Origin of the sequence: Saccharopolyspora elongata, from assembly GCF_004348985.1 — a bacterium.
GTDB lineage: Bacteria > Actinomycetota > Actinomycetes > Mycobacteriales > Pseudonocardiaceae > Saccharopolyspora > Saccharopolyspora elongata.
The window spans coordinates 1-14,626 of record NZ_SMKW01000005.1 but is presented as its reverse complement, the minus strand read 5'-3'; the positions used below and the strand labels follow the sequence as shown (position 1 = coordinate 14,626).

General features: G+C 70.6%; 12 protein-coding genes. 8 read left to right on the top strand and 4 right to left on the bottom strand.

Annotation, left to right across the window (positions count from 1 at the left end; all coding sequences use genetic code 11):
- The first annotated feature begins 1 nt into the window (after position 1).
- The 3 genes from E1288_RS05560 (at position 2) to E1288_RS05550 (ending at position 4,625) form a co-directional block, all read left to right on the top strand.
- Entirely contained in the window at positions 2-1,357 is a 1,356-nt protein-coding gene (locus E1288_RS05560) for an MBL fold metallo-hydrolase (protein WP_132481810.1), read from the top strand.
- Between the two features lie 35 nt (positions 1,358-1,392).
- Positions 1,393-2,256 carry a DUF3592 domain-containing protein gene (locus tag E1288_RS05555; protein WP_132481807.1) on the top strand — a complete coding sequence of 288 codons (864 nt, stop codon included), beginning with the start codon at positions 1,393-1,395 and terminating at the stop codon, positions 2,254-2,256.
- Positions 2,257-2,327: 71 nt separating this feature from the next.
- The gene (locus E1288_RS05550; protein ID WP_207954204.1) at positions 2,328-4,625 is read left to right on the top strand and encodes a LuxR C-terminal-related transcriptional regulator; all 2,298 of its coding nucleotides are present in this window, start codon (positions 2,328-2,330) and stop codon (positions 4,623-4,625) included.
- Between the two features lie 181 nt (positions 4,626-4,806).
- Here E1288_RS05550 and E1288_RS05545 read toward each other — a convergent pair whose 3' ends face one another.
- Complete coding sequence (locus E1288_RS05545) at positions 4,807-5,214, bottom strand: hypothetical protein (RefSeq protein WP_132481804.1); 408 nt, start codon at positions 5,212-5,214, stop codon at positions 4,807-4,809.
- A 476-nt stretch (positions 5,215-5,690) separates the two neighbouring features.
- Here E1288_RS05545 and E1288_RS05540 point away from each other — a divergent pair, with 476 nt between their 5' ends.
- From E1288_RS05540 to E1288_RS05525, 4 genes are all read left to right on the top strand, one after another.
- Positions 5,691-7,490 carry a hypothetical protein gene (locus tag E1288_RS05540; protein ID WP_132481801.1) on the top strand — a complete coding sequence of 600 codons (1,800 nt, stop codon included), beginning with the start codon at positions 5,691-5,693 and terminating at the stop codon, positions 7,488-7,490.
- A gap of 126 nt (positions 7,491-7,616) precedes the next feature.
- On the top strand, positions 7,617-8,840 hold the full coding sequence (locus E1288_RS05535; protein ID WP_132481798.1) for an MFS transporter: 1,224 nt from the start codon (positions 7,617-7,619) through the stop codon (positions 8,838-8,840).
- A gap of 344 nt (positions 8,841-9,184) precedes the next feature.
- Entirely contained in the window at positions 9,185-11,173 is a 1,989-nt protein-coding gene (locus tag E1288_RS05530; protein ID WP_132481795.1) for a PhoX family protein, read from the top strand.
- Positions 11,174-11,309: 136 nt separating this feature from the next.
- Positions 11,310-12,014 (top strand): hypothetical protein, encoded by a 705-nt coding sequence (locus E1288_RS05525; protein ID WP_132481792.1) that lies wholly within the window; start codon positions 11,310-11,312, stop codon positions 12,012-12,014.
- A gap of 4 nt (positions 12,015-12,018) precedes the next feature.
- On the opposite strand, the gene E1288_RS05520 is transcribed toward E1288_RS05525, so the two are convergent.
- The 3 genes from E1288_RS05520 to E1288_RS05510 all read right to left on the bottom strand — a co-directional run bounded on the left by E1288_RS05520 (position 12,019) and on the right by E1288_RS05510 (position 14,060).
- Positions 12,019-12,837 carry a serine protease family protein gene (locus tag E1288_RS05520; RefSeq protein ID WP_132481789.1) on the bottom strand — a complete coding sequence of 273 codons (819 nt, stop codon included), beginning with the start codon at positions 12,835-12,837 and terminating at the stop codon, positions 12,019-12,021.
- 196 nt (positions 12,838-13,033) lie between these two features.
- On the bottom strand, positions 13,034-13,216 hold the full coding sequence (locus E1288_RS05515) for a DUF397 domain-containing protein (protein WP_132481786.1): 183 nt from the start codon (positions 13,214-13,216) through the stop codon (positions 13,034-13,036).
- Positions 13,155-14,060: a helix-turn-helix domain-containing protein gene (locus E1288_RS05510; protein ID WP_132481783.1), complete on the bottom strand. Its 906-nt coding sequence runs from the start codon at positions 14,058-14,060 to the stop codon at positions 13,155-13,157. Before E1288_RS05510 ends, E1288_RS05515 begins: the two co-directional genes overlap by 62 nt.
- Positions 14,061-14,185: 125 nt before the next feature.
- On the opposite strand from E1288_RS05510, the gene E1288_RS05505 reads away from it, so the two are divergent.
- Positions 14,186-14,398 carry a zinc finger protein gene (locus E1288_RS05505; RefSeq protein ID WP_132481780.1) on the top strand — a complete coding sequence of 71 codons (213 nt, stop codon included), beginning with the start codon at positions 14,186-14,188 and terminating at the stop codon, positions 14,396-14,398.
- The last annotated feature ends 228 nt before the right edge of the window (positions 14,399-14,626 follow it).

The window sequence follows — 14,626 nt, the reverse complement described above, 5'->3', positions numbered from 1 at the left end:
CATGGTCGCGGTGGAAGTCGTCGAGACCTCATCGCTCGGCGACCGCAGCTACCTCGTCACCGACGGCGCGGTGGCGGCCGTGGTGGATCCGCAGCGCGACGTCGACCGGATGCTCGCCGTCGCCGGTAGCCGAGGGGCCCGCATCACCCACGTGCTGGAGACGCACATCCACAACGACTACCTCTCCGGCGGCTTGGATCTGTGCCGGCTGACCGGTGCGGAGTACGGGGTGTCGGCGTCGGACGTGGTGTCGTTCGCGCGGCGCCCGCTGGCCGAAGGAGACGTGGTGGCGGTGTCGCCCGGGCTGCGGCTGCGCGTGCTGGCGACGCCCGGGCACACCTTCCACCACCTGTCGTACGTGCTCGAAGAGCCCGGCGGCGTGGTCGGGGTGTTCACCGGCGGGTCGCTGCTGTTCGGCTCGACCGGGCGCACCGATCTGCTCGGCCAGCAGCACAGCGAGGAGCTCGCCCGGCAGCAGCACGCGTCGGTGCGCAAGCTCGCCGAGGTGCTGCCGGACGACGCGGCGATATGGCCGACGCACGGCTTCGGCAGCTACTGCTCGGCCGACGCCGTGACCGGCGGCTCCGCGACCGTCGGCCAGCAGAAGAAGGTCAACGCCGCGTTCCGGCTCGGCGAGGACGAATTCGTCGACCACGCCTTGTCCGCGCTGGACGCGTTCCCCGCGTACTACGCGCAGATGGGCGCGCGGAACGCGGCCGGTCCGGAACCGGTCGACCTGCGGGAACCGGCCCGGGTGCGACCGGCGGAGCTGGCCCGGCGGCTGCGCGTCGGCGACTGGGTGGTGGACCTGCGGTCCCGCCGGGCGTTCGCGCACGCGCACCTGGCGGGCACGATCAGCCTCGGCCTGGACGGGCCGCTGGCCACCTGGCTCGGCTGGCTGGCCGACCGGGGCGCGCCGCTGACGCTGGTCGGCGAATCGCCGGAGCAGGTCGCCGCCGCGCAACGCGAGCTGGCGCGCATCGGCATCGAGCGGCCGATGGCGGCGGTCGGGCATCCGCACGAGCTCGCCGCGGACCCGAGCCTGGTCCGCAACCTGCCGTCCGCGACGTTCGACGACCTCGCCGAAGCCGGCCCGGGAACGGTCGTGCTGGACGTGCGGATGCGCCGCGAGTGGCGGGCCTGCCACCTCAAGAACGCCGTGCACATCCCGCTCTTCGAGCTGCGCGACCGGACGCACGAGCTCCCGGACGGGGTCGTGTGGGTGCATTGCAGCGCCGGGTACCGGGCCGCCGCGGCGGCGTCGCTGCTGGCGCGCGCGGGCCGCGAGGTGGTGCTGGTCGACGAGGAGTTCACCGCCGCGCACCAGGCCGGTCTGCCGCTGGTGTCCGACCGCTGAGGAACCGCCGGCGCCCGGCGCGAGTCTGATCGGGCGTGGACTTCGACTTCGGCGTGCTGCCCGTGCTCGTGCCGGTGGTGCTCGGCGCGATCTTCCTGGTGGGCGGCGCGCGGCAGGTCCGGCGGAACCGGCGGCTGGTCCGCCACGGCGGCCGGGCGCACGGGATCGTGGTCGCCCAGGACAGCAGGTGGTCGTCGTCGAACGACGGCTCGGGCGGCAGCTACCAGCACGCGCCGATGATCGAGTTCGTCGCCGAGGACGGCCGGACCCACCGGGCGAAGTCGGAGATCTCGAAGACCCACACGTCGTTCATCCCCGGTCGGCGCGTCCTGGTGCACTACGACCGCGCCGACCCGTCGAAGATCTTCCTCCCCGGCCACGACGGCGGGCCTGCGGTGATCTTCGCGCTGATCGGCGCGGTCGTGCTGGCCGTCGGCCTGGCGGCGCTCTGGGCGTTCTGGCGAGGCGTGACCGCCGACGACCTGATGGACAACGGCGTCCTGTTCGGGGCGGCGTTCCTGTGCGTCGGCGGCAGCGTGCTGGCCATCGGCGTCGCCGGGATCCTCGCCACGCTGCGCATCAAGACCGGCCCGCGCTCCCACGGCGTCGTGATCGGCGAAACCACCAGCACCGGCCCGCAGGGCATGACGCGGCACCACGCGGTGGTCCGCTGGACCGCCCCGACCGGCGAGGTGCTGGAGGCGCCCAGCGGGCGCGGGCGGCTGATCCGCCGCATCCCGGTGGGCACCGGGATCACCGTCCGCCAGCACCCGCACGACCCGTACCGGATCCTGCTGGCCGGCGACGGGCCGGAGCTGGCCGGCTTCGCGTTCCTGCTGTTCGGCGGCCTGTTCAGCGCGGTCGGCGGCATCATGACCTGGGCTGTGCTGCACTTCTGACGCCGTCGTTCGGGGGAGCCCGGGCCTACACTCGGTGTCGACAAGGCGTTCGGCGAGCACGGGTGGCCGCCATGACAACCCGGCGGGTGGGCAGACTTCCCGACGACCTGACGAGCTTCGTCGGCCGCCGCGGGGCGATCACGCAGGTGAAGCGGCTGGTCTCGGCCTCGCGGCTGGTGACCCTGACCGGGGTGGCCGGGGTCGGCAAGTCGCGCCTGGCGATCCGCGTCGCGCGCGATCTGCGCCGCGCCTTCCCGGACGGCATCTGGCTGGTGGAACTGGGCAAGGTCCTGCCCGGCGACGACCTCGCCCAGGTGCTGGTCACCAGCCTCGGGCTCGAACCCTCGGACCTGCCGCCGGAGGCGGTGCTCGCCGATCAGCTCGCCGACAAGCGGATGCTGATCCTGCTCGACGGCTGCGAGCACCTGCTGGACGAGTGCGTGCCGCTGGTCGGGGACCTGCTCGCCACCGCCCCCGAGGTGCGCGTCCTCGCCACCTCCCGCGCTCCGCTGGCGCTCGCCGCGGAGCGGGTGTGGCCGGTGCTGCCGATGGGCATGCCGCGGGTGGACCGGGAAGGCCACGTGGTGCAGCGCGCCACCGGCTTCGAGGTGCTGGAGCTGTTCGCCGACCGGGCCTCCGCGGTGCTGCCGGGATTCGCCATCGGCCCGGCGAACGAGGCGCTGGTGGTCCGGCTGTGCCGGCAGCTCGACGGCCTGCCGCTGGCCATCGAGCTGGCCGCGGTGTGGATGCGGTCGCTGTCGGTGGAGGAGATCCTCGACCGGCTCAGCGACCGGTACCGCTTGCTGACCTTGGGCGATCGCAGCGGCCTCCCGCACCACCGCTCGCTGCGCGCGGCGATCGAGTGGAGCTTCGACCTGTGCTCGCCGACCGAGCAGGCCGTGTGGGCGCGGCTGTCGGTGTTCGCCGGCGGTTTCGAGCTGGACGCGGCGGAGGCGGTCTGCGTCGGCGACGGCGTGACCGTCGAGGACGTGTTCATCGGAGTCGCGGGCCTGGTGGAGAAGTCCGTGCTGGTCAAGGAGGACCAGCCCGCCACCCGGACCCGCTACCGGCTGCTGAAGACGATCCAGGAGTACGGGCGCGAGCGGCTCGGCGGCGGCGCGAAGGAGGCCGCGCTGCGGCGGCGGCACCGCGACCACTTCCTACTGCTCGCCGAGCACGTCGACGCGGAATGGCTCGGCCCGCACCAGGTGGAGTGGCTGACCCGGCTGCGGCAGGACCGGTCGAACCTGCGCGCCGCCCTGGACTTCTGCCGCGCCGAGCCCGGCGAGGGGCACGAGGGCCTGCGGATGGCGGCGGCCCTGCGGTTCTTCTGGGCGGCCGGCGGTTCGCTGCGGGAAGGCCGGTACTGGCTGGACGAAATGCTCCGGGCGGTGTCCGAGCCGGATCAGCAGCGAACCCGGGCGCTGACGACGAACGGCCTGGTCAGCGCCATGCAGGGAGACACCGAAGCCGCCCGCGCGCTGCTCGCCGAGGCACGGGACGCGGCGCGGCGGGCGGAGTACGGCTCGGTGCTGGTGCTGACCGCGCACATCGCCGGGCTGGTCGACCTGCTGCGCAACGAGAACGCGGCGGCGACCTCCCGGCTGGCCGAAGCGCTGGAACGGCGGGAGATGCTGCAGCACGACGGGGTCGCGCTGCTCAGCCTGCCGAACCTGGCGCTGCTGGCGGTGTTCCGCGGCGACTACGAGCGAGCCGTCGAGCTGTGCGAGGAATGCAGGGAGATCTGCGAGGAGCACGGCGAGCTGTGGGGCCGCTCGTGGGCCGAGCTGGTGCTCGGGCTGGCCCGCTGGCGGCAGGGCGACTTCCCGGCCGCGCTGGCGCACGTGCACGAATGCCTGCAGATCAAGCAGCTGTTCAACGACGTGCCCGGGATGCTGATGGCGATCGAGCTCGAGGCGTGGGTATCCGCGGCCCAAGGCCGGGTGGCGCGGGCGGCCCGGCTGAGCTCGGCGGTGGCGCACCTGTGGCGGCCGCTGGGCCGCTACCTGTTCGGCCTGGAGCGCCACCTCGGCTGGCACGCGGAAGCCGACGCGCGCATCCGAAACGCCCTGCCGACGGCGGAACTCCGCGCTGAGCGCAGCCGTGGCGCGGAGTACGCGCTGGACGAACTGATCATGTTCGCGCTCGGCGAGCGCCCGCCCGCGCCTTCCGAGGAAGACCCGGTGCGGCTGACGCCGCGGGAGCGCGAGGTGGCGCGGCTGGTCGCGCAGGGGTTGTCGAACCGGCAGATCGCCGAGCAGCTGGTGATCTCGAAGCGGACCTCGGACAGCCACATCGAGCACATCCTCGCCAAGCTGGGCGCCACCTCGCGCGCGCAGATCGCGGTCTGGGTGGCCGAACAGCCGTGACGCGAGGGGCAGCTGAAGTGAACGGCCTGTTCACCGCGCCTATCGAGACGAACGGTCCGTTCACTCCATCCCATCGGGCATCCACCGAAGCCGGGCGAATGAGGCGAACAGGCCGTTCACCTCTCCTACCGAGGCGATTACGTCGTTCACTCCGCGCTCAGCCGCTCATGGCGGTCCGAGCTCAGGCCGTCATGGCGAGCTCGGCGTGGGCGCGGGCGCGGCGGGCCGCCGAGATGACGACCTGCCGGCTCGGCGCCGGGCGGTCCGCGCGCGGCGGGCTGATCCAGCTCGGGTCGTCCAGCGGCGGCAGGGCCAAGCGGGCGCCGGGCGGCACTCCGACGACCTCGTCGAGGTCCTCGGGCAGTTCGACGCGGCCGCCGGGCTGGGTGAGCAGCACCCAGTCGGCGCCGTCGACCAGCACGGGTCCGGCCTGGAGGTGGATGGCGAGCACCTGGTGCACGCGGGCGGCGAATTCGGCGGGCATCCGCAGCGCGCCGATGCGGCCGCCGACGATGAGTGTGGTGCGGTCGGAGTTCGGGTCGTGCTCGACCCACCAACCGTAGGAGCGGTATTCGGAAGAACTGTTCATCTCGACTTTTCGCGGGCCTTCGGGAGATCGGGGGGATGGTGAACCGGCGAGGTGGGTGCGGCGGCTCCGTTGCCGCCTAGTCGGACGGGTGGCACCCGCCTCGCCGGTGGGAGGGCCGAACAACAGGCAGCTGGGGCAAGTAGCTGCTGTCCGGTCAATGCAACCTCCTCCCTGGTGTGGGAACGCCGCTGGGGATCCGGGGTCGACCCTGGCCGGAACGAACGGGTGGGCCTCGGTCGCTCCGGCGGCTCATCGCCGTTCGACCACCGGTTTCCCGAGCGGTACGTCCGTTTCCGGACGTGTCGAAAGCATGGGCCGAAAGACCCTGGTGCCGAAGCGGGACATGTACCGAGGGCCATACCTAGATACCGCCCGTTCAGGGGATCACGACACGCGCACCCAACTCGCTTGGCTCCCCGCCGCCGCTCGGCGTGCTACCTAACCTGATCCGCACACCTGAGCGAGAGGAGCACGTGATGCGAACTGCTTTCATCCACGGCGAGGTCGGCCGGTTCGAGGCGGCGCGCGGCGAGTTGGTCGCGGCGTTCACCCGCAGCCGGCCGGAGTCCGACGCCGGCTGGTTGGCCGGGTGCCTGCTGGACGACAAGTTCACCAGGGACGGGCTGCTGGCCCGCTGGACCGAAGAAGACCTGGTGCGATTCCTGGTCGAAGTGGTGCCCCGCCGGTTGCTCGTGCCGAAGTGGTCGCTGGTGCCGGATTTCCTGCACCAGTGGCTGGATTTCCTGGCCGCGGCGGGCCTGCTCACCTCGCCCGGTTCGCTCGCCGAGCTGCACGGGGCGGTGGAGCGGGCCGTGCCGGACTACCTGGCGGCGATGGCGGAGCCGACCGAGTGGGCGGCGGCGAAGTTCTGGGACGCGACGATGCGCGAACTCGGCTTCGATCCGGAGGATCCGGGGTCGGCGGCGGAGTTCTTCGACGCGGTGGACGCCGGTGAGATCGACTTCGACGGCGAGATCCTGGAGGAGATCGAGCGCCGCGACGCGCAGGAGGCTCCGGACGAGCCCGCGCTCTGGTTGCCGCCGGTCGATCTCGTCCACGTGGAGCCGCACCGGGCCATCGCGGCGAATTCGCCGGTCATCCGGAAGATGCGCGCCGTCCTGGAGTGGCTCGGCACCGGCCGCGATCCGTCCGATGTGGACGATCTGGTCGCCGCCCTCGGCGAGGCGTCCGGCGCCGAGGAGGCCGACCTGCTGCTGGAGTGGGCCGAGCGGGCGGGCCTGGTCCGGCCGGCCGGAGACCTGCTGGTGCCCGCGCTGATCGCGGAGCCTCTGCTGGCGGAACCGGAACTGCTGTGGACCCGGCTCTGGCAGTGCTTCGTGCTGATCGACGACGTGTTCCACGCCGAGCTGGACGGGATAGCCGAGGACGAGGACGCACTGCCGGAGATCGTCCAGGCCGCGCTGAGCGTGCTGTACTCGCGGACCGACGCGGTGCCGCTGGAGCTCGTGGTGTCGATGGCCTGCGATCTCCTGGACGCGGGAGAACCGAGCGACCGGGAGGCCGTGCGCGGCGTCGTTCGCCGGATGCTCGCCCAGTGGGAGGCGATGCTGGCGGTCCGCTGCCACGTCACCACCGCCCCGGAGGAGATCGAGGCGCTGGAAGCCGCCGTGCCCGTAGGCGTCGCCCCCGATCGCACCATGATCGAGTTGATGCCACCGGGCCTGTGGGCGGCGCGGGAATCGTTGCGCGCCTTCGGCTTCCAGGTGCCCACTGTGGACGACCTGGCGCAGTACCCGGCCGAGTTGCTGGCGCTGGTGGCCGCGGACACCCCGGCCGACGTGCAGCAGGTCCTGATCCCGCGGTGGGTCGAGCAGCGCGGTGCGAAGCGGGCCAGCGCGGAGCTGGCGGAGCTGCTCCGGCGCGTGGACGATCCGGCGATCCGCCTGGCGGCGCTGGGCTTGCTGGAGCACACCGGCGCCGAGGGCGTGTCGGCGGTGCGCGAGCTGGCCGAGGATCCGGTGGCCGGCCCGGCGGCGCGGATGTGGCTGCAGTCCCGCCCGGCGAGCACCGAGAACGTGGTCCGCCCCGGCGATGAGCTGCTGTTCTCCCTGGACGGCATGGCGGCGGCGCTGGACGAGGACGTCGACCTGTTCCTCGCGGAGTTCAGCAGGCAGCCGGGGCCCGCGCAGGTCGAGCTGATCGCGGAAATCGCCGCGACGGAGCACAACAGCGCAGGCGAGATCCTCGCGGTCCTCGCCGCGCACCACGAGGAGGAGGTGATCGCGGCGGCAGCGCAGGCGGCCCTGAGCTCCTGAGCACCGCGATTCCGGCCCGGCCGGGCCTCCACCGATAGTGAGCTCGCTCATCGTCGTTTGTCCCGCTAACAAAAACTTGTTAGCATTGCGAACGAATTACTTTCGTCCAGCGAGGGGTGGCGACCGATGAGCGCCGGGCACGACGTTCGGTTACTCGACGTTTTCAAGGGACAACCGAAGGCGGTGTGGATCACCGCGTTCGCGGCCGTGATCGCCTTCATGGGCATCGGCCTGGTCGACCCGATCCTGCTCTCGATCGCAGAAGCGCTGAACGCCGGCCCCGAGCAGGTCACCCTGCTGTTCTCGTCCTACCTGGGCGTGCAGGTGCTGGCGATGCTGATCACCGGCGCGTTCAGCGCGCGCTTCGGTGCGAAGCGGACCGTGGTCACCGGGCTGGTGCTGATCGTGATCGCGACGCTCGCGTGCGCGATGGCCGGCTCGATCGGCGAGCTCGTCGCGCTGCGCGCGGTGTGGGGCCTCGGCAACGCGTTCTTCATCGCCACCGCGCTGTCGGTGATCGTCGGCGCCGCCAGCGGCGGCCAGGGGGCCGCCATCATGCTCTACGAGGCGGCGCTGGGCATCGGCCTGTCCACCGGCCCGCTGCTGGGCGCCCTGCTGGGCAACATCTCCTGGCGCGGACCGTTCGCCGGCACCGCGGTGCTGATGGCGATCGCGCTGATCCTCTCGGCGGGCTTCCTGCCCAAGGACGGCGACCGGGCCGACCGGACCAAGGTCCGGCTGCTCGACCCGATCCGGGCGCTCCGCCACGGCGGCCTGCTGCGCACCTCGCTCGGCGCCGCCCTCTACACCGCGGCGTTCTTCATCGTCCTGGCCTGGTCGCCGTTCGTCCTGGAGTTCGGCGCGATCGCGGTCGGCCTGGTGTTCTTCGGCTGGGGTCTGTGCGTCGCCCTCGCCGGCGTGTTCCTGGCCCCGCGGCTCGCGGGCCGGCTCGGCGAGGTCGGCGGCACCATCTTCGCGGTGCTGATCTTCGCGGTGCTGCTCGGTGTCATGACGTTCGGCTCGAAGCCCGTGGTGGTCGTCGCGGTGATCCTCAGCGGCTTGGCCTCCGGCCTGCTCAACACCCTGTTCACGGGAACCGCGATGAGCATCAGCGACGCGCCGCGCCCGGTCGCCAGCGCGGGCTACAACTTCCTGCGCTGGCTCGGCGGGGCGGCCGCGGCCACGCTGGTCGGACACGTGGCCCAGTGGTTCGGCTCGCAGCACGCCCCGTTCGCGGCCGGCGCGATCCTGTGCGTGATCGCCGCGGGCCTGCTGTTCGCGGAGCTGCGCACCCAGGCCAACACGCGCTCGGTTCCCGCCGAAGCCGCACTGGTCGGCGAAGAGTTCTGACCGGCTGTTCAGATGTGGTGGCGTGGGATGGGCGACGCGGGTTGTTGCCTTTGAAGCGGCGCAGCCGCTTAGCCCACCCTCGCAACTCGCACCGCCGCGGGTTCTCAGAGGTCTTCTCGCGAGGACAGCCCCGACGTGGTGAATTGGTCATTCATGAGTCGGGGATCCCACAGCGAGAAGGCCTCTGAGGTTCCGCCACCCGCACCGCCACCCAAAACGAGCCTGGAAACAGGCTTGCTTGCAAGCACTCTTCGAGAATTCGCCGAGTTTTCGAAGAGTGTTTGCCTTCTTTTGGTGGTGTCATACGCTCCTAGCCATTTCTCGATCAAGCTTGGGAGGTTGCGGTGGCACAGCCGGGCGAACGTCGACTACTACCGCTGTTGTCGGCCGGGCGGGCGCGGGTGACCTGCCGGTACCGCTGCGGCGACCAGTGCGCGGAGCACCCGCCGAACCCGACGGAGAACCAGTACTTCGGCGACCTGCTGCAGAACGTGCTGTCCCGCCGGGGTTTGCTGCGTGCCGGCGCGGTGGTCGCGGCCTCCGCCGCGGTGCTGCCCGGCCTCGCCGGACGGCCCGCCGTCGCCGCGCCCGGCCGGCCGCCGGGGCTGGACTTCACCCCGGTGCGGCCGAACAGCGAAGACGCCGTCGTCGTGCCGGAGGGCTACCAGCAGCAGGTCGTGATCAGGTGGGGCGACCCGATCCTGCCCGGTGCCCCGGAGTTCGACTTCGACGACCAGACCCCGGAAGCCCAGGAGCGGCAGTTCGGCTACAACAACGACTTCTGCGCGCTGCTGCCGCTGGGCGACGACCGACGGCTGATGGTGAACAACCACGAGTACACCTCCGAGGAGTTCCTGTTCCGCGGCTACGACCCGGAGAACCCCACCGAGCAGCAGGTCCGGGTCGCCTGGGCCGCGCACGGGTTGTCGGTCGTGGTGCTCGAAACCGGCGACGGCGCGCCGAAACCGGTGCTCGACCCGCTGAACCGGCGGATCACCCTCAACACCCCGTTCGAGCTGCGCGGCCCGGCGGCGGGCAGCGAACTGCTGAGAACTCCGGCGGATCCGACCGGCACGCGATCGTTCGGCACCATGAACAACTGCTCCGGCGGTGTGACCCCGTGGGGCACGATCCTCTCGGGCGAGGAGAACATCCACTTCTACTTCGCCAACGCCGACTCGATCACCGACCCGGCGACCAAGGAGCGGCTGGCGCGCTACGGGATCAAGGGCGCCGCCAGCGAGCGGAAGTGGGAGCGCTTCGACTCCCGCTGGGACCTGGCCAAGCAGGTCAACGAGCCGAACCGGTTCGGCTGGATCATCGAACTCGACCCGCACGACCCCGAATCGACGCCGGTCAAGCACACCGCCCTCGGCCGCTTCAAGCACGAAGGCGCCAACATCCGGGTCGCCGACGACGGCCGGGTCGTGGCGTACATGGGCGACGACGAGAAGTTCGAGTACGTCTACCGCTTCGTCTCGGACCGGCGGATGAAACCGGGCCGCAGCAAGCACGCCCGGCGGCACAACATGTCGCTGCTGGACTCGGGCACGCTCTACGTCGCGAAGTTCACCGGCGACAGCCCGGACGAGATCGACGGCTCCGGCAAGCTCCCGGCGGACGGCGAGTTCGACGGCTCCGGCGAGTGGATTCCGCTGGCGCACAACGACACCAGCTTCGTGCCCGGCATGACCGCCGAAGAGGTCTACGTCTTCACGCGCCTCGCGGCCGACAAGGTGGGCGCCACGAAGATGGACCGCCCGGAGGACGTGCAGCCGCATCCGAAGACCGGCCGCGTCTACGCGGCGCTGACGAACAACTCGGACCGCGGGGCGACCGGCAAGGCACCGGCCGACGAGCCGAACCCGCGCAACGGCAACAAGTACGGCCAGGTCCTGGAGCTCGACGACGACCCGGCGAGCACCCGCTTCGCCTGGCGCCTGCTGCTGGTCTGCGGCGACCCGAACGACCCGGCGACGTACTTCGCGGGCTTCGACAAGTCCCAGGTCAGCCCGATCGCCTGCCCGGACAACGTGGCCTTCGACAGCCACGGCAACCTCTGGATCACCACTGACTCGTCGGAGGCCCTGGGCGCCAACGACGGCCTCTACGCGGTGCCGCTGGAAGGCCCGGAGCGAGGCCACGTGATGCAGTTCCTCAGCGTCCCGCGCGGCGCGGAAGCCTGCGGCCCGATCATCGAGGACGACCTGATCATGGTCTCGGCCCAGCACCCGGGAGAGGTCGACGGGGCCAACGCCGACAATCCGGTCTCCCACTGGCCGGACGGCGGGACCAGCCAACCCCGCCCCTCCGTGGTAGCCGTCTGGCGCTGATCGTCCCGGCCGCGCCGCGCCGCTGACCGGCGGTGTGGCGCGGCCGGCAGGACGGCGGAACTGCGGCTCGTGGTGGCGCGTCTCAACCTCGGCATGCCGGCCCGCGGGGCGGTCGGCAGCGGGAGAGAGGCGACGGATGTACCCGACTTGGCTGACCGCCGACCTGGTGTTCCCGGAGGGGAACCTGGTGGAGCACCTGACCGCCGCGACGGAACTCGTACCGGAGTCGCTGCTCGACGACAGCGGGCAGGCCGTCGAGATCGCGGAGTGCATCGACGACGGGTACAACCACTTCTGGATGAACGCGCTGCACTTCGTCGGGCACTGGGCCGACGAGGCGGGCCGGGCCGACGAGCTGCCGACCGAGTTCTGGTTGCGCGTGGCGCAGGCGGCGCACGCCATGGAGTTCCCGGAGTTCGTGCCGTACTGCCACGGCAAGGCAAAGGGCCTCCCGCACCAGGACCCGGGCGACCTGATGGCGGCGTTCAGCACGATGCCGTCCGTCGTCGAGGTTTCCGGCGAGCTGCGCGAACTCTGCCTGGCAGCGGCCGAGCACCTCCTCGCCGACGACCCGGCCACGGCCCGGATGCTCGACGAGATCGACCTCGACGCGCTCGCCGCACATCTGCGCAACGGCGCGTACGACCGGCTCGGCGAGCACCTCAGCGAACTGTTCTCGGATGCCTTCGACGACCTCTTCGAGCTGGTCACCAGCCCGGACTTCCCGGCGGAGCGGGCGCGGCACGCCTGGGCGGTGATCGGCCCGAACCCGTTCCGGGTGGTCCTCGGCGACGGCATGTTCCCGACCACCGAAGCCCAGCCCTGGTGGCGGGCCATCTGAGGAATCACTGGATGGTGCGAAATTCCTGGGTTCCGGTGACCAACGAGATGTTCCGCAGCGACGAGTGCGCGTGCAGGTAGTCCAGCTCACGCGCGAGATCGCCGGCACCGTTGCTCCCGAAGTTCTGCGCGGAAATGTTCAAAGTGGACAGCACGCCCACCGCGCGCCCCGACGAATCCAGGACTCCGCTGCCGGAATCGCCGGGGATGCCCGGCGTGACCGTGAGGATGGTGTGGTTCCAGCCGCCGCCGGAATCGCCGAGCGAGGTGCCCGCCTTCGCGTTCAGGTCGCTGGCACTGGCCCGCAGCTTCGAACTGCCGTAGGTCACCACGACGTCGCCCTGCTGCAGCCCGCCGGTGTTCAGGCCGCTGGGGCCACCCCACACGGGCAAGCTCGGGTTGACCTTGCCGACATCGGCCGGGTCGAGCTGGATCAGCGCGAAATCGTTGTAGGCGCAGGTGTTGGCGTCCGTCTCCTTGATCGCCTGCATCGTCAGCCACGAGCTGTAGACCAGCACGCCCGGCTTGCTCGCGCCGGTGATCTGGACCTGGGTGCCGATGGGCAGCGACGGCGAAGTGCAGCCGTTGGTCTGCTCGACGCCGCCGGTCCTGGCGCAGTGCGCGGCCTGCCCGAGGTACACCTTCGACCCGCCCTGGAACACGAAGTTCGAGGTGCACTGCGCGGAGTTGGTCACGGTCTGCACGCCAGGATGCACGGCCGCGCTGGACGCGGCGGCCCAGCGCGGCTCAGCCGAAGCGACCCCGCCGGCCGTCAGAACGGCAACGGCGACCAACGAGACCAAGGAAGCGGAACGAGTCCTCACGATCACGGCCTCCTCCCTGTGCCGCGAAGGCCCGAGCGCCGTGGAACCGGCTCGACGAGCCCTGACCGCTACCTGATACCACACGCCGCCACCTGCGGCGATGCCGATCAGAAGCGCCCACGCCCCAGGCGGACCAGCCGCCCCAGACCCAACAATTCGTGAAAGCCTTCCACGAACGACCGGGTCAGCGCACCGCTCAGCGGCGGTCCCGCAACCCCGAGAGGAACGCCGCCCACTGCCGCCGGGGAAACACCAACACGGCACCATCCCGATCCTTGGTATCCCGAACGGCAACCACCCGAGACACCAAAGCCACCTCAACGCAGTTTCCCTGCCCGGCGCTTCGGCTTGACTTCCTCCAGTTGGCGAACGCTTCCATCAAGTTCTCCTGCCCGGCTACGCATGGCGTGCACTGAGTCGCCAGGATCCAGCGCGTGGGCCCGCAGGTGCTCGATCACGGTCCTGAACCTGCCGACCTGCTGCGGTTCCTCAACCCACTGCGCCCCGGCCTGGGTCTCCAGGTACACGACGTCCGGGTGCCACTCTTCCGCGTAGCCGAGAAGAACAAAAGGCCCAAGTGCCGGGTGGCCGCCTGCTGTGAAGGGCATCACCTGGACGACGATGTTGGGCTGCTCGGTCAGTTCGAGGATGTGGTCGATCTGCTCGCGCAGAACGGATTCGCCGCCAACCGGGCGCCGGAGGGTGGTCTCGCTCATGACCGCCCACAGCCGGAGCGGCTCGGGCGCGAAGAGCCGTTTCTGGCGCTGCATCCGAAGATCCACGCTGCGCTCGACTTCCTCCGGCGTCGCTTCTAGGAACGTCGCCCTGGTAGTTGCCCGGGCGTACGACTCGGTCTGCAGCAGTCCCGGGACGAAGTCCGATTCGTAGGTGACCACGGACGAGGCTTCGGCCTCCATCCCGACGAAGGTGTCGAACCACTCCGGGATCAGGTCACCGTACGACTGCCACCAGCCCTTCTTCTTCGAGTCGCGGGCGAGCATGACCAGAAGGTCCCGCTCCTCGGCGGCGACGCCGTAGAACGACGCAAGCGCGTGTGCGTCGGTAACGCTGACGCTCTGCTCGCGCGCTTCGATCCTGCTGACCTTCGACTGCCGCCAGTCGAGGCCCTTCGCGACGTCGGCCTGCGTGTACCCGGAGTCCTTGCGGAGTTCGAGCAGCCGCTTGGCCAGGACCTTGCCTCGAACGGTTGGACTGATCGCCATGCTGGGCAGTCTCCTGCCTGGTCGTGCTGTCACTCCAGCGTGTCCACTCGAACGATATCTAGTGGATCGCATAAATGCGATGCAAGCATTTATGCGAGTTGATGTTGTCATCGAAGGGAGCCCGGATGTTCGACTACTTGACCTACGTCTGGCGCCCGGTCACGGGAGGACGCCACGCATTCCCCATCACAGCAACGAAAACCCCTGCCGGTACCCCGGCGGTCGCGTTCTGCGGAGCAGAAGCGGACGCAGCAGAGCTACACGATCGCTCCGAAGTGGACTGGATCCGCGAAGACACCTGCATGCGCTGCTGGCACGCCCTCACCACCCGCCCCTGACACCTGACACGTCCGGGTGGAGGTGGCGTTTTCGCGCGAAAACGGCGCCCGCCACGCGTGCGAAACGCCGGTTTCGCGCGAAAACGGCGCACCCCAAGCCACGAAAGACATCCCAGGAGCTTGAATGTCAAGCAGCAGCCGAGTTGATGTGATGCGACCAGGCGGTCGTCTCGTCGTAGAGGGTGCCGGTTTTGAGGCATCCGTGGAGGATGCCGACGAGTCGGTTGG

What these genes read in the sequence shown, in the direction of transcription:
- E1288_RS05560 (WP_132481810.1), top strand. Translation starts at nt 2, where the DNA reads ATGGTCGCGGTGGAAGTCGTCGAGACCTCATCGCTCGGCGACCGCAGC.
- E1288_RS05550 (WP_207954204.1), top strand. Translation starts at nt 2,328, where the DNA reads ATGACAACCCGGCGGGTGGGCAGACTTCCCGACGACCTGACGAGCTTC.
- E1288_RS05545 (WP_132481804.1), bottom strand. Translation starts at nt 5,214, where the DNA reads ATGAACAGTTCTTCCGAATACCGCTCCTACGGTTGGTGGGTCGAGCAC.
- E1288_RS05540 (WP_132481801.1), top strand. Translation starts at nt 5,691, where the DNA reads ATGCGAACTGCTTTCATCCACGGCGAGGTCGGCCGGTTCGAGGCGGCG.
- E1288_RS05535 (WP_132481798.1), top strand. Translation starts at nt 7,617, where the DNA reads ATGAGCGCCGGGCACGACGTTCGGTTACTCGACGTTTTCAAGGGACAA.
- E1288_RS05525 (WP_132481792.1), top strand. Translation starts at nt 11,310, where the DNA reads ATGTACCCGACTTGGCTGACCGCCGACCTGGTGTTCCCGGAGGGGAAC.
- E1288_RS05515 (WP_132481786.1), bottom strand. Translation starts at nt 13,216, where the DNA reads ATGGAAGCGTTCGCCAACTGGAGGAAGTCAAGCCGAAGCGCCGGGCAG.
- E1288_RS05510 (WP_132481783.1), bottom strand. Translation starts at nt 14,060, where the DNA reads ATGGCGATCAGTCCAACCGTTCGAGGCAAGGTCCTGGCCAAGCGGCTG.
- E1288_RS05505 (WP_132481780.1), top strand. Translation starts at nt 14,186, where the DNA reads ATGTTCGACTACTTGACCTACGTCTGGCGCCCGGTCACGGGAGGACGC.